At 61.2% G+C, this 14,396-nt stretch carries 10 protein-coding genes; all 10 read left to right on the top strand.

Annotated elements, in window-relative coordinates:
- The first annotated feature begins 408 nt into the window (after positions 1 to 408).
- The 10 genes from P3R38_RS24030 (at position 409) to P3R38_RS23985 (ending at position 14,295) form a co-directional block, all read left to right on the top strand.
- On the top strand, positions 409 to 1,767 hold the full coding sequence (locus P3R38_RS24030) for a glutamine synthetase family protein (protein ID WP_023382950.1): 1,359 nt from the start codon (positions 409 to 411) through the stop codon (positions 1,765 to 1,767).
- A 48-nt stretch (positions 1,768 to 1,815) separates the two neighbouring features.
- On the top strand, positions 1,816 to 3,177 hold the full coding sequence (locus P3R38_RS24025) for an aspartate aminotransferase family protein (RefSeq protein WP_023382949.1): 1,362 nt from the start codon (positions 1,816 to 1,818) through the stop codon (positions 3,175 to 3,177).
- Positions 3,178 to 3,346: 169 nt separating this feature from the next.
- Positions 3,347 to 4,444 carry a polyamine ABC transporter substrate-binding protein gene (locus P3R38_RS24020; protein ID WP_027907214.1) on the top strand — a complete coding sequence of 366 codons (1,098 nt, stop codon included), beginning with the start codon at positions 3,347 to 3,349 and terminating at the stop codon, positions 4,442 to 4,444.
- A gap of 175 nt (positions 4,445 to 4,619) precedes the next feature.
- Positions 4,620 to 5,714 carry a polyamine ABC transporter substrate-binding protein gene (locus P3R38_RS24015; protein ID WP_023382947.1) on the top strand — a complete coding sequence of 365 codons (1,095 nt, stop codon included), beginning with the start codon at positions 4,620 to 4,622 and terminating at the stop codon, positions 5,712 to 5,714.
- 60 nt (positions 5,715 to 5,774) lie between these two features.
- Positions 5,775 to 6,917, top strand: a complete 1,143-nt coding sequence (gene potA / locus P3R38_RS24010) for a polyamine ABC transporter ATP-binding protein (protein WP_023382946.1) — start codon at positions 5,775 to 5,777, stop codon at positions 6,915 to 6,917.
- Positions 6,914 to 7,834: an ABC transporter permease subunit gene (locus P3R38_RS24005; protein ID WP_023382945.1), complete on the top strand. Its 921-nt coding sequence runs from the start codon at positions 6,914 to 6,916 to the stop codon at positions 7,832 to 7,834. The genes potA and P3R38_RS24005 overlap by 4 nt, the downstream gene beginning before the upstream one ends.
- Positions 7,831 to 8,724, top strand: coding sequence for an ABC transporter permease subunit (locus P3R38_RS24000; protein WP_023382944.1), 894 nt, complete (start codon positions 7,831 to 7,833; stop codon positions 8,722 to 8,724). Before P3R38_RS24005 ends, P3R38_RS24000 begins: the two co-directional genes overlap by 4 nt.
- A 359-nt stretch (positions 8,725 to 9,083) precedes the next feature.
- Complete coding sequence (locus tag P3R38_RS23995) at positions 9,084 to 10,172, top strand: efflux RND transporter periplasmic adaptor subunit (RefSeq protein WP_027907215.1); 1,089 nt, start codon at positions 9,084 to 9,086, stop codon at positions 10,170 to 10,172.
- Positions 10,169 to 11,236, top strand: a complete 1,068-nt coding sequence (locus P3R38_RS23990; RefSeq protein WP_104883131.1) for an efflux RND transporter periplasmic adaptor subunit — start codon at positions 10,169 to 10,171, stop codon at positions 11,234 to 11,236. The genes P3R38_RS23995 and P3R38_RS23990 overlap by 4 nt, the downstream gene beginning before the upstream one ends.
- Complete coding sequence (locus P3R38_RS23985; RefSeq protein ID WP_277686670.1) at positions 11,233 to 14,295, top strand: efflux RND transporter permease subunit; 3,063 nt, start codon at positions 11,233 to 11,235, stop codon at positions 14,293 to 14,295. Before P3R38_RS23990 ends, P3R38_RS23985 begins: the two co-directional genes overlap by 4 nt.
- The last annotated feature ends 101 nt before the right edge of the window (positions 14,296 to 14,396 follow it).

Here is a 14,396-nt window from a genome sequence, read left to right as displayed (position 1 = left end):
GAAGGGCTATCTCCGACACGCCGTGTTTTATTTTTTACGGAGGTGTTGTGTAAAAAAATGAACAAGGCTAAGCTCGGTCTCAACCCAGAACACAATAATACGAGGGTCACATGGTCCGCTTGTCGCGACCTGTACGTGCTGCCAGTGCAGCACCATCGGGTATCTCCGTCCTATTTGCGCGCCCCGACGATTGGTCGGCTGCACTGGCCGCAATAATTGACGCCTGGCCTTCGCGGACCACGCCCCGTAGCGGTCTATCGCACCTCTTTTCGCCTTTCTGCCCATCGAACTCATTACGGATACGCCTGTTTCCAGTGTATCCACTGCGGTCCTGCGCGCGGGTTTTTGCTTTAGCAATGTACTCCATCCAGAATCAGAGCGCGGACCACCTTACCTCCTGAGGTATTTATGAGTAACAACCTCGACCAGCTCACCGATTGGTTGAAAGAGCACAAGATCACCGAAGTCGAGTGCCTGATCAGCGACTTGACCGGCATCACGCGCGGCAAGATATCGCCCACCAACAAGTTCATCGCCGAAAAAGGCATGCGCCTGCCCGAGAGCGTGTTGTTGCAAACCGTGACCGGCGACTACGTCGACGACGACATCTATTACGAACTGCTCGATCCTGCCGACATCGACATGATCTGCCGCCCGGACGAGAACGCCGTGTTCCTGGTGCCGTGGGCCATCGAGCCAACCGCCCAGGTCATTCACGACACCTACGACAAGAAGGGCAACCCGGTCGAACTGTCGCCGCGCAACGTCCTGAAAAAAGTGCTCAAACTCTATGCCGACAAGGGCTGGCAGCCGATCGTCGCGCCCGAGATGGAGTTCTACCTGACCAAGCGTAGCGAAGACCCGGACTTCCCGCTGCAGCCCCCGGTGGGCCGTTCGGGCCGCCCGGAAACCGGTCGGCAGTCGTTCTCCATCGAGGCAGCCAACGAATTCGACCCGCTGTTTGAAGATGTCTACGACTGGTGCGAGCTGCAGCAGCTGGACCTCGACACGCTGATCCACGAAGACGGCACGGCGCAGATGGAGATCAACTTCCGTCATGGCGACGCCCTGCACCTGGCCGACCAGATCCTGGTGTTCAAACGCACCATGCGCGAGGCGGCGCTCAAGCACAATGTGGCCGCGACCTTCATGGCCAAGCCGATGACCGGCGAGCCGGGCAGTGCCATGCACTTGCACCAGAGCGTGGTCGACGTGCACACCGGCAAGAACATCTTCTCCAATGAAGACGGCAGCATGAGCCAGCTGTTCCTCCACCACATCGGTGGCTTGCAGAGATTCATTCCCGAAGCGCTGCCGCTGTTCGCTCCCAACGTCAACTCGTTCCGTCGTTTCCTGCCCGATACCTCGGCGCCGGTGAACGTCGAATGGGGCGAAGAGAACCGCACGGTTGGCCTGCGGGTGCCGGATGCCGGGCCACAGAGCCGGCGTGTCGAAAACCGCCTCCCCGGTGCTGATGCGAACCCCTACCTGGCCATCGCGGCGAGCCTGCTGTGCGGCTACATCGGCATGGTCGAAGGTATCGAAGCCAGCGCACCGGTGGTGGGCCGAGGCTATGAGCGGCGTAACCTGCGCCTGCCGCTGACCATCGAGGATGCCCTTGAGCGTATGGAAATCAGCCGCGCGCTGACCCAGTACCTGGGCAAGAAATTCATCACCGGCTACGTCGCCACCAAGCGCGCCGAGCATGAAAACTTCAAACGCGTCATCAGCTCCTGGGAACGTGAGTTCCTGCTGTTCGCTGTCTGATCAACCCTGAGGCCGCTCAAGGGCGGCCGCCGGAAAATGGAGAGGCACATGAGCGTCAACAACCCGCAAACCCGTGAATGGCAAACCCTGAGCGGCGAGCACCACCTTGCACCTTTCTCTGACTACAAGCAGTTGAAGGAGAAAGGGCCGCGCATCATCACCAAGGCGCAGGGTGTGCATTTGTGGGACAGCGAGGGGCACAAGATCCTCGACGGCATGGCTGGCCTGTGGTGCGTTGCAGTCGGCTATGGCCGTGAAGAGCTGGTGCAGGCGGCAGAAAAGCAGATGCGAGAACTGCCGTACTACAACCTGTTCTTCCAGACCGCCCACCCACCTGCGTTGGAGCTGGCCAAGGCCATTACCGACGTGGCGCCGAAGGGCATGACCCATGTGTTCTTCACCGGTTCCGGCTCCGAAGGCAATGACACCGTGCTGCGCATGGTCCGTCATTACTGGGCGCTCAAGGGCAAGCCGCAGAAACAGACCATCATCGGCCGCATCAACGGTTACCACGGCTCCACTGTCGCCGGTGCAAGCCTGGGTGGCATGAGCGGCATGCACGAGCAGGGCGGCCTGCCGATCCCGGGCATCGTGCACATCCCTCAGCCGTACTGGTTCGGCGAGGGCGGCGACATGACCCCTGATGAATTCGGGGTTTGGGCTGCCGAGCAACTGGAGAAGAAAATTCTGGAGGTTGGCGAAGACAACGTCGCGGCCTTCATCGCCGAGCCGATTCAGGGCGCTGGCGGCGTGATCATTCCGCCAGTGACCTACTGGCCGAAGGTCAAGGAGATCCTTGCCAAGTACGACATCCTGTTCGTCGCCGACGAAGTGATCTGCGGTTTCGGCCGTACCGGCGAGTGGTTCGGTTCGGACTACTACGACCTCAAGCCAGACCTGATGACCATCGCCAAGGGCCTGACCTCCGGTTACATCCCCATGGGCGGTGTGATCGTGCGTGACACAGTCGCCCAGGTGCTCAGCGAAGGTGGTGACTTCAACCACGGCTTCACCTACTCCGGCCACCCGGTTGCGGCGGCGGTGGGCCTGGAAAACCTGCGCATCCTGCGCGACGAGAAGATCGTCGAGAAGGCTCGCACAGATGTGGCACCCTACTTGCAAAAGCGTCTGCGAGAGCTGCAAGACCACCCGCTGGTTGGCGAAGTGCGCGGCCTGGGCCTGCTCGGTGCGATCGAGCTGGTCAAGGACAAAGCCACCCGCAGCCGTTACGAAGGCAAGGGCGTAGGCATGATCTGCCGCAACTTCTGCTTCGAGAACGGCCTGATCATGCGTGCGGTCGGCGACACCATGATCATCGCCCCGCCCCTGGTCATCAGCCATGCAGAGGTGGACGAGTTGGTAGAGAAGGCGCGCAAGTGCCTGGACCTGACCTATGAAGCGATCAAGTGAGCGCCTGCTAGGCTAGCGTTGTGACATTAGTTGCGGACAAGGCTCTGCTTTCCTTGAAACAGCGCCTTGGAACTTGCCAGACTAGCGACTGTTTCAGTCGCCCAACGCGTGTACTGCGGGACCTGGCAGCTGAACGGATGGCTAATCAAAAAAATCTGGAGCATGACGCATGAAGAAAATGGGCAAGACGTTGCTGGCCGCAGCCCTGATGGGTGCCATGGCCACCGCTGTGCAGGCTGAAGACAAAGTCCTGAACGTCTACAACTGGTCGGACTACATCGCTCCGGAAACGGTCGCCAAGTTCGAGAAGCAGACTGGCATCAAGGTCAAGTACGACGTCTTCGACAGCAACGAAACCCTGGAAGCCAAGCTGCTGGCGGGCAAGTCCGGTTACGACATCGTTGTGCCGTCCAACAACTTCCTGGCCAAGCAGATCAAGGCTGGTGTGTATCAGGAGCTGGACCGTTCCAAGCTGCCGAACTGGAAAAACCTCGACGAAGACCTGCTCAAGGCCGTCGGCGATGCCAGCGACCCGGGTAACAAATACGCCTTCCCCTACATGTGGGGTTCGATCGGTATTGGCTACAACCCTGAGAAGGTCAAGGCCGCGCTGGGCGTCGACAAGATCGACTCCTGGGACGCCGTGTTCAAGCCAGAGAACATCGCCAAGCTCAAGAGCTGCGGCGTGAGCTTCCTTGATGCGCCGACCGAAATGCTGCCGGCCGCACTGCACTACCTGGGCAAGCCGACCAACAGCACCAAGAAGGAAGACCTGAAGGCCGCCGAGGACCTGTTCCTGAGCATCCGTCCTTCGATCACCTACTTCCACTCGTCCAAGTACATCGGTGACCTGGCCAACGGCAACATCTGCGTCGCCGTCGGTTACTCGGGTGACCTGGAGCAGTCCAAGGCGCGTGCCCATGAAGCGGGCGACAAGGTCAAGCTGGACTACGTCATTCCGAAAGAAGGCGCCGGTACCTTCTACGACATGGTCGCCATGCCGAAGGATGCCGAGCACAAGGACGCTGCCTACAAGTTCATGGACTTCCTGATGCAGCCGGAGATCATGGCCGAGATCACCAACGCCGTGCGCTTCCCGAATGGCAACAAGGCCGCGACCCAGTTCGTGGACAAGGACATCACCAGCGACCCAAGCATCTATCCGCCTGCCGAAGTGAAGAAACAGCTGTACGCGATTGCTGCTCCAGAAGCCGCCGCCCAGCGCGTCATCACTCGCAGCTGGACCAAGATCAAGTCGGGCAAGTAAACCCGATGCTGAACCCTCTGGGCCGGGGCTTTCCGGCCCAGAGGCAGTGAAAGGCAATTGATGATTGCGGCATCGAGGCTGCGAAGGTAAGTTGCGCGCCGGTTTTACGTGTGCGGCAGCGCTCGTACCCATGAAGCGAGCCGTCACCGAGGCACTGATTGTGAGGACCACCCACTTGTCTATTTCTGTTTTACGCAAGGCCTTGATGGCTGGAGCGGGCCTGACGCTGGCATGCAGCGTCCAAGCGGCGCCTACGGTGCACTTCTACAACTGGTCCGATTATATCGGCCCTAACACCCTCGCGGATTTCGAGAAAGCGACCGGTATCAAGCCGGTGCAGGACGTCTTCGACTCCAATGAAACCTTGGAAGGCAAGCTGCTGGCCGGTAACACCGGCTACGACGTAGTCGTGCCGTCCAACCATTTCCTGGGCAAGCAGATCAAGGCGGGCGCGTTCCAGAAGCTCGACAAGAGCCTGCTGCCTGATTATTCCAACCTGGACCCGGCGCTGATGAAGCGCCTGGAAAAGAACGATCCGGGCAACCAGTACGCCGTGCCGTACCTGTGGGGCACCAATGGAATCGGCTACAACGTCGACAAGGTCAAGGCCGCGCTCGGCGTGGACACCATCGACTCGTGGGCGGTGCTGTTCGAGCCCGAGAACATGAAGAAGCTGTCCAAGTGCGGTGTGGCCTTCCTCGACTCGGCGGACGAAATGCTGCCGGCGGTGCTCAACTACATGGGTTTGAACCCCAATAGCACCGATGCCAAGGACTACGCCAAGGCTGAGAAGAAGCTGCTGGCGGTACGCCCCTACGTGACGTATTTCCACTCCTCCAAGTACATCACCGACCTGGCCAACGGCGACATCTGCGTCGCGGCAGGGTTCTCCGGTGACGTGTTCCAGGCCAAGACCCGCGCTGAAGAAGCGAAGAAAGGCGTGAACCTGGCCTACGCGATTCCCAAGGAGGGCGGCAACCTCTGGTTCGACGTACTGGCGATTCCCAAGGACGCCAAGAACGTGAAAGAGGCCCACGCCTTCATCAACTATTTGCTGAAGCCTGAGGTTATCGCCCAGGTCAGTGATTACGTCGGTTACGCCAACCCGAACCCCAAGGCTGGCGACCTGATGGACCAGGCCGTGAGGACTGACGCTGCGGTTTACCCACCGCAGGAAGTGCTGGACAAGATGTTCGTGAACAGTGAGTTGCCACCCAAGGTGCAACGTTTGATGACCCGCAGCTGGACCAAGGTCAAGTCGGGCAAGTAACAATCCAGGCCTGCCGCGCCAGACGGGGCGGGCACACAAATCTTGTTGGGAGTTTCACTCATGGCAGTTGCCTCCGGTGCCTATAAAAAAGCCCTCGAGGGTGGCCAGCAACCCAAGCAGGTGCTGGTCAAGATCGACCGGGTCACGAAAAAATTCGACGAAACGGTAGCCGTGGACGATGTGTCCCTGGAAATCCGCAAGGGTGAAATCTTCGCCCTGCTGGGAGGCTCCGGTTCCGGTAAATCGACCCTCCTGCGTATGCTGGCGGGCTTCGAGCGTCCGACCGAAGGGCGGATTTTCCTCGATGGCGTCGACATCACCGACATGCCGCCCTACGAGCGGCCGATCAACATGATGTTCCAGTCCTATGCGCTGTTCCCGCACATGACCGTGGCGCAGAACATCGCCTTCGGCCTGCAGCAGGACAAGATGCCCAAGGCCGAGATCGAAGCCCGCGTGGCGGAGATGCTCAAGCTGGTGCACATGACCCAGTACGCCAAGCGCAAGCCGCACCAGCTTTCCGGTGGTCAGCGTCAGCGTGTGGCACTGGCCCGCTCGCTGGCCAAACGCCCAAAACTGTTGCTGCTCGACGAGCCGATGGGCGCTCTGGACAAGAAGCTGCGCTCGCAGATGCAACTTGAACTGGTCGAAATCATCGAGCGGGTCGGTGTGACCTGCGTGATGGTGACCCACGACCAGGAAGAGGCCATGACCATGGCCCAGCGTATCGCCATCATGCACCTGGGCTGGATCGCCCAGATCGGCAGCCCTATCGACGTCTACGAGACCCCGACCAGCCGCCTGGTCTGCGAGTTCATCGGCAACGTCAACCTGTTCGAAGGTGAGGTGGTCGACGACGCCGAAGGCCACGCGATCATCGCAAGCCCGGAGCTCGAACGTAAAATCTATGTCGGCCACGGTGTCACTACCTCGGTAGAAGACAAGCACATCACCTACGCGTTGCGCCCGGAGAAGCTGCTGGTCACCACCACCCAGCCGACCTGCGAGCACAACTGGTCGCGTGGCAAGGTGCATGACATCGCTTACCTGGGTGGCCATTCGGTGTTCTACGTCGAACTGCCGAGTGGCAAGGTCGTCCAGTCGTTCGTTGCCAACGCCGAGCGCCAGGGTACCCGCCCGACCTGGGGCGACGAAGTGTACGTATGGTGGGAAGACGACAGCGGCGTGGTACTGCGGTCATGAAACCGAGCAAGCTCAAGCGAGCCTTCAAGCGCATCACCCCGGAGGGGCGGCATCTGGTGATCGGCGTGCCCTTCATCTGGCTGTTCCTGTTCTTCATGCTGCCGTTCTTCATCGTTCTGAAGATCAGCTTTGCCGAAGCCGACGTGGCGATCCCGCCGTACACCGAGATCTACAGCTACGTCGAAGACAAGGTTCAACTGGTGCTGAACCTGGCCAACTACGGACTGCTGACCGAGGATGAGCTGTACATCTCGGCCTATCTGGGTTCGTTGAAGATGGCGTTCTTCAGCACGCTGTTGTGCCTGCTGATCGGCTATCCCATGGCGTATGCGATTGCCAACGCCAAGAAGGAAACCCAGACAGTACTGCTGCTGCTGATCATGATGCCGACCTGGACCGCGATCCTGATCCGCGTCTATGCCTGGATGGGCATTCTCAGCAACAACGGCCTGCTCAATGGCTTCCTGCTGTGGACCGGGTTGATCGACCAGCCGCTGCAGATCCTCAACACCAACCTGGCGGTGTATATCGGCGTGGTCTATTCGTACCTGCCGTTCATGATCCTGCCTCTGTACGCGAACCTGGTCAAACACGACCCGAGCTTGTTGGAGGCCGCGTCTGACCTGGGTTCGAGCACCTTCAACAGCTTCTGGAAGATCACCGTGCCGCTGTCGAAGAACGGCATCATCGCCGGCTGCATGCTGGTGTTCATCCCGGTCGTGGGTGAGTTCGTGATTCCTGAACTGCTGGGTGGCCCGGAAACCTTGATGATCGGTAAGGTGCTGTGGCAGGAGTTCTTCAACAACCGTGACTGGCCGGTGGCATCTGCCTTGGCGGTGGTGATGCTGGCGATCCTGATCGTGCCGATCCTGCTGTTCAACCGCAGCCAGGCCAAAGAAATGGAGGGCAGGGCATGAAGCGCTTCAGTTTCTCCAAGCTGATGCTGGTGCTCGGCTTGCTGTTCATCTACCTGCCGATGTTGATCCTGGTGATCTACTCGTTCAACGCCTCGAAGCTGGTGACGGTGTGGGGCGGCTGGTCGGTGAAGTGGTACGTTGGCCTGCTGGACAACAGCCAGTTGATGGGTTCGGTGATGCGCTCGCTGGAGATCGCCTGCTACACGGCGGTGGCAGCGGTGGCGCTGGGTACCCTGGCGGCCTTCGTGCTGACCCGTGTGACACGCTTCAAGGGCCGCACGCTGTTCGGTGGCCTGGTGACCGCGCCGTTGGTGATGCCTGAGGTGATTACCGGTCTGTCGCTGTTGCTGCTGTTCGTGGCCATGGCGCAGATGATCGGCTGGCCGCAGGAGCGTGGCATCGTCACCATCTGGATCGCCCACACCACGTTCTGTGCGGCTTATGTGGCGGTAGTGGTGTCGGCGCGCTTGCGTGAGCTGGACCTGTCGATCGAGGAAGCGGCGATGGACCTGGGTGCCAAGCCGTGGAAGGTGTTCTTCCTGATTACCATCCCGATGATCGCGCCCTCGCTGGCGGCGGGCGGCATGATGTCGTTCGCCCTGTCGCTGGATGACCTGGTGCTGGCCAGCTTCGTGTCCGGCCCCGGTTCGACCACCTTGCCGATGGAAGTGTTCTCGGCGGTGCGCCTGGGCGTGAAGCCGGAAATCAACGCCGTGGCCAGCCTGATCCTGCTGTCGGTGTCGCTGGTAACCTTCCTGGTCTGGTACTTCAGCCGCCAGGCCGAAGAGCGTCGTCGCAAGGCGATTCAGCAGGCGATCGAAGAAGGTGCGGCGGCGAACGTATCGCAGCCCCAGGTGCGGCGCCCGGCTCCGGCCACTGCGTCGGCCTGACCGGCCTCTTCGCGGGTGACCCGCTCCCACAGGTCTCATGCAGGCTGCACTGAGCCTGTGGGAGCGGGTTCACCCGCGAAGACCTCACCAGGGACTCAAAGCCAAGCCGCATCCCAGAGGGGTTGGGTCGCTGACGCAACATGCGCCAAACGTTTCTCCCGCCGCACAGGCCAATCATGGGCAGGTTTTCTGTAGCGATGGGCTCATGCGGAATCTGCAAGCGCAGGTTTCCCCGCGAAGGCGCCCTCGAAGCCGCCATGATTTCCCCACCTTCCTGCCATCAGTGCCGTTTCCCAAAGCCTGATCTACGCTAACAGTCGCATCCCAAGAATCGTTCGCGCGCAAGCCAGGAGGCCTGCATGACGGTGACGCGTCTGCTGTCGGTCGTCTGCCTGGGGCTGTTGTACATGCTCACGGGCTGTAGCAAGGAAGAAACGCCTGAGGTACTGCCTCGGGTGGGGGTACTGGAGGTCCAACCAACCGATTTCGCCGCCAGGGTCACGCTGACCGGTGATGTACAGGCGCGGGTGCAGACTGACCTGTCGTTTCGGGTCGGCGGCAAGATCATCTCGCGTAGCGTCGATGTGGGGGATCACGTCAAGGCCAACCAGGTGCTGGCGAGGCTGGATCCGAAAGACTTGCAGAACAACGTCGACTCGGCCAAGGCCGAGGTGTTCGCTGCCCAGGCTCGGGTCACGCAGACCAGCGCGGCGTTCGTCCGGCAACAGAAGCTGCTGCCCAAGGGCTATACCAGCCAGAGCGAATACGACTCCGCCGAAGCCGCCCTGCGCAGCAACCAGAGCGCGCTGAAGGCCGCCCAGGCGCAACTGGCCAACGCCAACGAACAACTGAGCTACACCGCGTTGGTGTCCGAAGCCGATGGCGTCATCACCGAGCGCCAGGCCGAGGTCGGACAGGTGGTGCAGGCGACCATGCCGATTTTCAGCCTCGCCCAGGATGGCGACCGTGATGCAGTGTTCAACGTCTATGAATCTTTGCTGGTAGCGCCGCCCAGCGATGCAGGTGTCATCGTCAGTCTGCTGGATAACCCGAAGGTGAAGGCGCGGGGCTTCGTTCGGGAAATCACCCCGACCGTCTCCGCGCAGAGCGGCACGGTACAGGTCAAGGTAGGCCTGCGCGATGTGCCGCCCGGCATGCAGCTGGGCGCACCCGTCACCGCCACCACCAATGCCGAAGGCCGGCCGAGCATCGAGCTGCCCTGGGCCGCGCTGACCAAAGCCCTGCACGAGCCAGCGGTCTGGGTGGTGGGCGAGGGCGACAAGGTCGAGCTGCGCAAGGTCGAAGTCACCCGCTACCTCACCGGCAAGATCGTGGTCGCCAGCGGCCTCAAGAGCGGCGAGACCGTCGTGGTCAATGGTGGGCAGCTGCTGCACCCGGGCATGCAAGTGGAGAAGATCGACGCCAAGGCCGAAGGAGGTGAGCTATGAAGCGCCTGCTGCTGTTGCCATTGGCCGGCCTGCTGCTTGCCGGATGCGGCGATGAGCAACAGGTGGCTGAACCGATCCGGCCAGTACTGTCGGTCAAGGTCGAGCCGCTGGAACAATCCCAGCTCGGGCGCTTTGCCGGGAGCATCCAGGCGCGCTTCGAAAGCACCCTGGGCTTTCGTGTTTCCGGTCGCATCGCCCGGCGCTGGCTGGACGTTGGCGCCCAGGTGAAACCAGGCGATACCTTGGCCACGCTCGACCCGACCGACCAGCAAAACCAGTTGCGTGCCGCCGAGGGCGACCTGGCGAAGGTGCAGGCGCAGTGGATCAATGCCCAGGCCGACGCCCGCCGCCAGCAGCAATTGTATGATCGCGGTGTCGGCGCCCAGGCCCAGTTGGACATCGCCCAGACCAACCTCAAGACGACTGGCGCTGCGCTCGAGCAGGCGCGCTCGGCAGTCAGCCAGGCTCGCGACCAGCTCGACTACAGCACCTTGCGCACCGATCACGCGGCAGTCATCACCGCTTGGCAGGCCGAAGCCGGGCAGACCATCACTGCCGGTCAGGCCGTGGTCACCCTGGCCCGCCCGGACGTCAAGGAGGCGGTCATCGACTTGCCGATCAGCCTGGCCGACCAGCTCGGCAAGGGCGTTACCTTCACCGTGGCCTCTCAGCTCGATCCCACTATCAGCACCACTGCCACCCTACGGGAACTGGAGCCCCAGGCGGATGCCACGACCCGCACACGACGTGCACGCCTGACCTTGGCGAGTACGCCCGCGGCTTTCCATTTGGGTACTGCCATCAGCGTGACCCTGAGCTCGGCGATCACGCCACGCAGCGAACTTCCCCTGAGCGCATTGCTCGAGCGTGATGGCAAGCCGCAGGTCTGGGTGATCGATCCGCAGCAAAAGACTGTGGCTGTCCGCGACGTGAAGCTGATCGAGCGCACCCACGACAGCATCGTTCTGGCCTCAGGCGTTCAGCCCGGCGAGCGGGTCGTCACGGCGGGTGTGAACAGTCTCAAGCCTGGCCAGAAGGTCGCCTTCGATGAGGACGCGCAATGAAAGGAAGCTTCAACCTGTCCGAATGGGCGCTCCGGCATCAGTCCTTCGTCTGGTACCTGATGTTCGTCGGTTTGCTGATGGGGATCTTTTCGTACTTCAACCTGGGGCGTGAGGAAGACCCTTCCTTCTCCATCAAGACCATGGTGATCCAGACCCGTTGGCCAGGGGCGACTCAGGACGAGACGCTGTACCAGGTCACCGACCGCATCGAGAAAAAGCTTGAGGAGCTCGACTCGCTCGATTACACCAAGAGCTATACCCGCCCCGGCGAGTCCACGGTCTATGTCTATCTTCGCGATACCACCAAGGCCAAGGACATCCCGGACATCTGGTACCAGGTGCGCAAGAAGATCCAGGACATACGCGGTCAGTTCCCCCAGGGTATCCAGGGCCCTGGTTTCAACGACGAGTTCGGCGATGTGTTCGGTTCGATCTACGCCTTCACCGCCGATGGCCTCACCCTGCGCCAATTGCGTGACTATGTGGAGCAGGCCAGGGCCGAGGTCCGTGATGTGCCCAATATCGGCAAGATCGAGCTGGTCGGCACCCAGGACGAAGTGCTGTACCTGAACTTCTCGACCCGCAAACTGGCGGCGCTGGGCATAGACCAGCGGCAGGTCATGCAGGCCCTGCAATCGCAGAACGCCGTCACGCCGGCGGGCGTGATCGAGGCGGGTCCGGAGCGCATTTCGCTGCGGACCACCGGGCAATTCGCCTCTGAGAAAGACTTGGAAACCGTCAACCTGCGCATCAACGACCGGTTCTTCCGCCTGGCGGACATTGCCGACATCGAGCGCGGTTACGTCGACCCACCATCGCCCATGTTCCGCTACAACGGCCAAACCGCCATCGGCCTGGCCATCGGCATGAAGGCCGGTGGCAATATCCAGGTGTTTGGTGCGGCGCTGAAAAAGCGCATGGATCAGGTGGTCGAAGACTTGCCGATAGGGGTCGGAGTGCACACTGTTTCCGACCAGGCGGTGGTGGTCAAGCAGGCTGTCGGTGGCTTCACCAGTGCCCTGTTCGAGGCGGTGGTGATCGTGCTGGGGGTGAGCTTCGTCAGCCTTGGGGTGCGTGCCGGCCTGGTGGTGGCCTGTTCGATTCCATTGGTGCTGGCGATGGTGTTCGTGTTCATGGAATACAGCGGCATCACCATGCAGCGGATTTCCCTGGGTGCACTGATCATCGCCCTGGGCCTGCTGGTGGACGATGCGATGATCACCGTGGAGGTCATGGTCACGCGGCTCGAGATGGGCGAGAGCAAGGAGCAGGCAGCCACTTTCGCCTACACCTCCACCGCTTTTCCTATGCTGACCGGCACCTTGGTGACCGTGGCGGGCTTCGTGCCCATCGGGCTCAATGCCAGTTCCGCCGGTGAATATACCTACACCTTGTTTGCCGTGATCGCCGTCGCGCTGATGGTGTCATGGGTGGTGGCGGTGTTCTTTGCGCCGGTGTTGGGTGTGCACATTCTCAGCAGTCAGGTGAAGCCCCATGAAGCCGAGCCGGGGCGGGTGGGCAAGGCCTTCGAAAATGGCTTGCTGTGGTGCATGCGCAACCGCTGGCTGACCATCATCGGCACCGTGCTGCTGTTCGTCCTGGCCATCTTCTGCGAGCGTTTCGTGCAGAACCAGTTTTTCCCCTCCTCGGACCGACCGGAAATCCTGGTCGACCTGAACCTGCCGCAAAATGCCTCGATCGAAGAGACCCGCAAGGTAGTCGACCGGCTGGAAGCCAAGATCAAGGACGATCCGGACCTGGTGCACTGGAGCACCTATATCGGCCAGGGCGCCATTCGCTTCTACCTGCCGCTCGATCAGCAACTGCAGAACCCTTACTACGCCCAGCTGGTGATCGTCAGCAAAGGATTCGAAGAGCGCCAGGCCATGATGGACCGCCTGCAAAAGCTACTGCGCGAGGAGTTCGTCGGCATCGGTACCAACGTCCAGTCGCTGGAAATGGGCCCACCGGTAGGGCGGCCGATTCAGTACCGGATCAGCGGCCCGGACATCGACCAGGTGCGCAAGCACGCCATCGAACTGGCGACCTTGCTCGACCGCAACGAGCATATCGGTGAAATGATCTATGACTGGAACGAGCCCGGTAAGGTGATGCGCATCGAAATTGCCCAGGACAAGGCACGCCAGCTTGGGCTTTCGTCCGAGGATGTAGCCAATGTGATGAACAGCATCGTCAGCGGCGTGCAGATCACCCAGGTCAACGACAACATCTACCTGGTGAACGTGGTCGCGCGCGCCGAAGACAGCGAACGAGGCTCGCCCGATACCCTGCAGAACCTGCAAATCGTCAGCCCCAACGGGACTTCCATTCCGCTGCTGGCCTTCGCCACCGTGCGCTATGAGCTGGAGCAACCGCTGGTGTGGCGTCGTGACCGCAAGCCGACCATCACCATCAAGTCCTCGGTGACCGGCGACATACAGCCCACCGACCTGGTGACCCAGCTCAAACCGAGCATTGACGAATTCATCAGCAAACTGCCGACCGGCTACGAGGTGGCCACCGGCGGTACCGTGGAGGAAAGCGCCAAGGCGCAGGGGCCGATCCGCAAAGTCATTCCGCTGATGCTGTTCCTCATGGCGACCTTCCTGATGATCCAGCTGCACAGTGTGCAGAAGCTGTTCCTGGTGGTGAGCGTGGCACCGCTGGGATTGATCGGTGTCATCATCGCCCTTGTGCCCACCGGCACGCCCATGGGCTTCGTGGCAATCCTGGGGATTCTGGCCCTGGCCGGGATCATCATTCGCAACTCGGTGATTCTGGTGACCCAGATCGACGAGTTCGAGGCGCAGGGCTTCTCGCCCTGGGATGCCGTGGTGGAGGCCACCAACCACCGGCGCCGGCCGATTCTGCTGACGGCGGCAGCGGCGAGCCTTGGCATGATCCCGATTGCCCGCGAAGTGTTCTGGGGGCCGATGGCCTACGCCATGATTGGTGGGATCATCGTGGCTACCCTGCTGACGCTGTTGTTCCTGCCGGCGTTGTATGTGGCCTGGTACAAGATCCGCGAGCCTGAACACAGCACTAAAACCCAACATTAAACCCTGTGGGAGCGGGCATGCCCACGAATGCGATGGTGGATTCACTGCCGCATTCGCGGGCACGCCCGCTCCCACCGAGGCTTTTTGTCGCGTGTAAAATC

It is taken from the genome of Pseudomonas sp. NyZ480, assembly GCF_029537255.1.
GTDB classification, from domain to species: Bacteria; Pseudomonadota; Gammaproteobacteria; order Pseudomonadales; family Pseudomonadaceae; genus Aquipseudomonas; species Aquipseudomonas taiwanensis.
This window is presented reverse-complemented; position numbering and strand designations above follow the sequence as displayed.

What these genes read in the sequence shown, in the direction of transcription:
- P3R38_RS24030 (WP_023382950.1), top strand. Translation starts at nt 409, where the DNA reads ATGAGTAACAACCTCGACCAGCTCACCGATTGGTTGAAAGAGCACAAG.
- P3R38_RS24025 (WP_023382949.1), top strand. Translation starts at nt 1,816, where the DNA reads ATGAGCGTCAACAACCCGCAAACCCGTGAATGGCAAACCCTGAGCGGC.
- P3R38_RS24020 (WP_027907214.1), top strand. Translation starts at nt 3,347, where the DNA reads ATGAAGAAAATGGGCAAGACGTTGCTGGCCGCAGCCCTGATGGGTGCC.
- potA (WP_023382946.1), top strand. Translation starts at nt 5,775, where the DNA reads ATGGCAGTTGCCTCCGGTGCCTATAAAAAAGCCCTCGAGGGTGGCCAG.
- P3R38_RS24005 (WP_023382945.1), top strand. Translation starts at nt 6,914, where the DNA reads ATGAAACCGAGCAAGCTCAAGCGAGCCTTCAAGCGCATCACCCCGGAG.
- P3R38_RS24000 (WP_023382944.1), top strand. Translation starts at nt 7,831, where the DNA reads ATGAAGCGCTTCAGTTTCTCCAAGCTGATGCTGGTGCTCGGCTTGCTG.
- P3R38_RS23995 (WP_027907215.1), top strand. Translation starts at nt 9,084, where the DNA reads ATGACGGTGACGCGTCTGCTGTCGGTCGTCTGCCTGGGGCTGTTGTAC.
- P3R38_RS23990 (WP_104883131.1), top strand. Translation starts at nt 10,169, where the DNA reads ATGAAGCGCCTGCTGCTGTTGCCATTGGCCGGCCTGCTGCTTGCCGGA.
- P3R38_RS23985 (WP_277686670.1), top strand. Translation starts at nt 11,233, where the DNA reads ATGAAAGGAAGCTTCAACCTGTCCGAATGGGCGCTCCGGCATCAGTCC.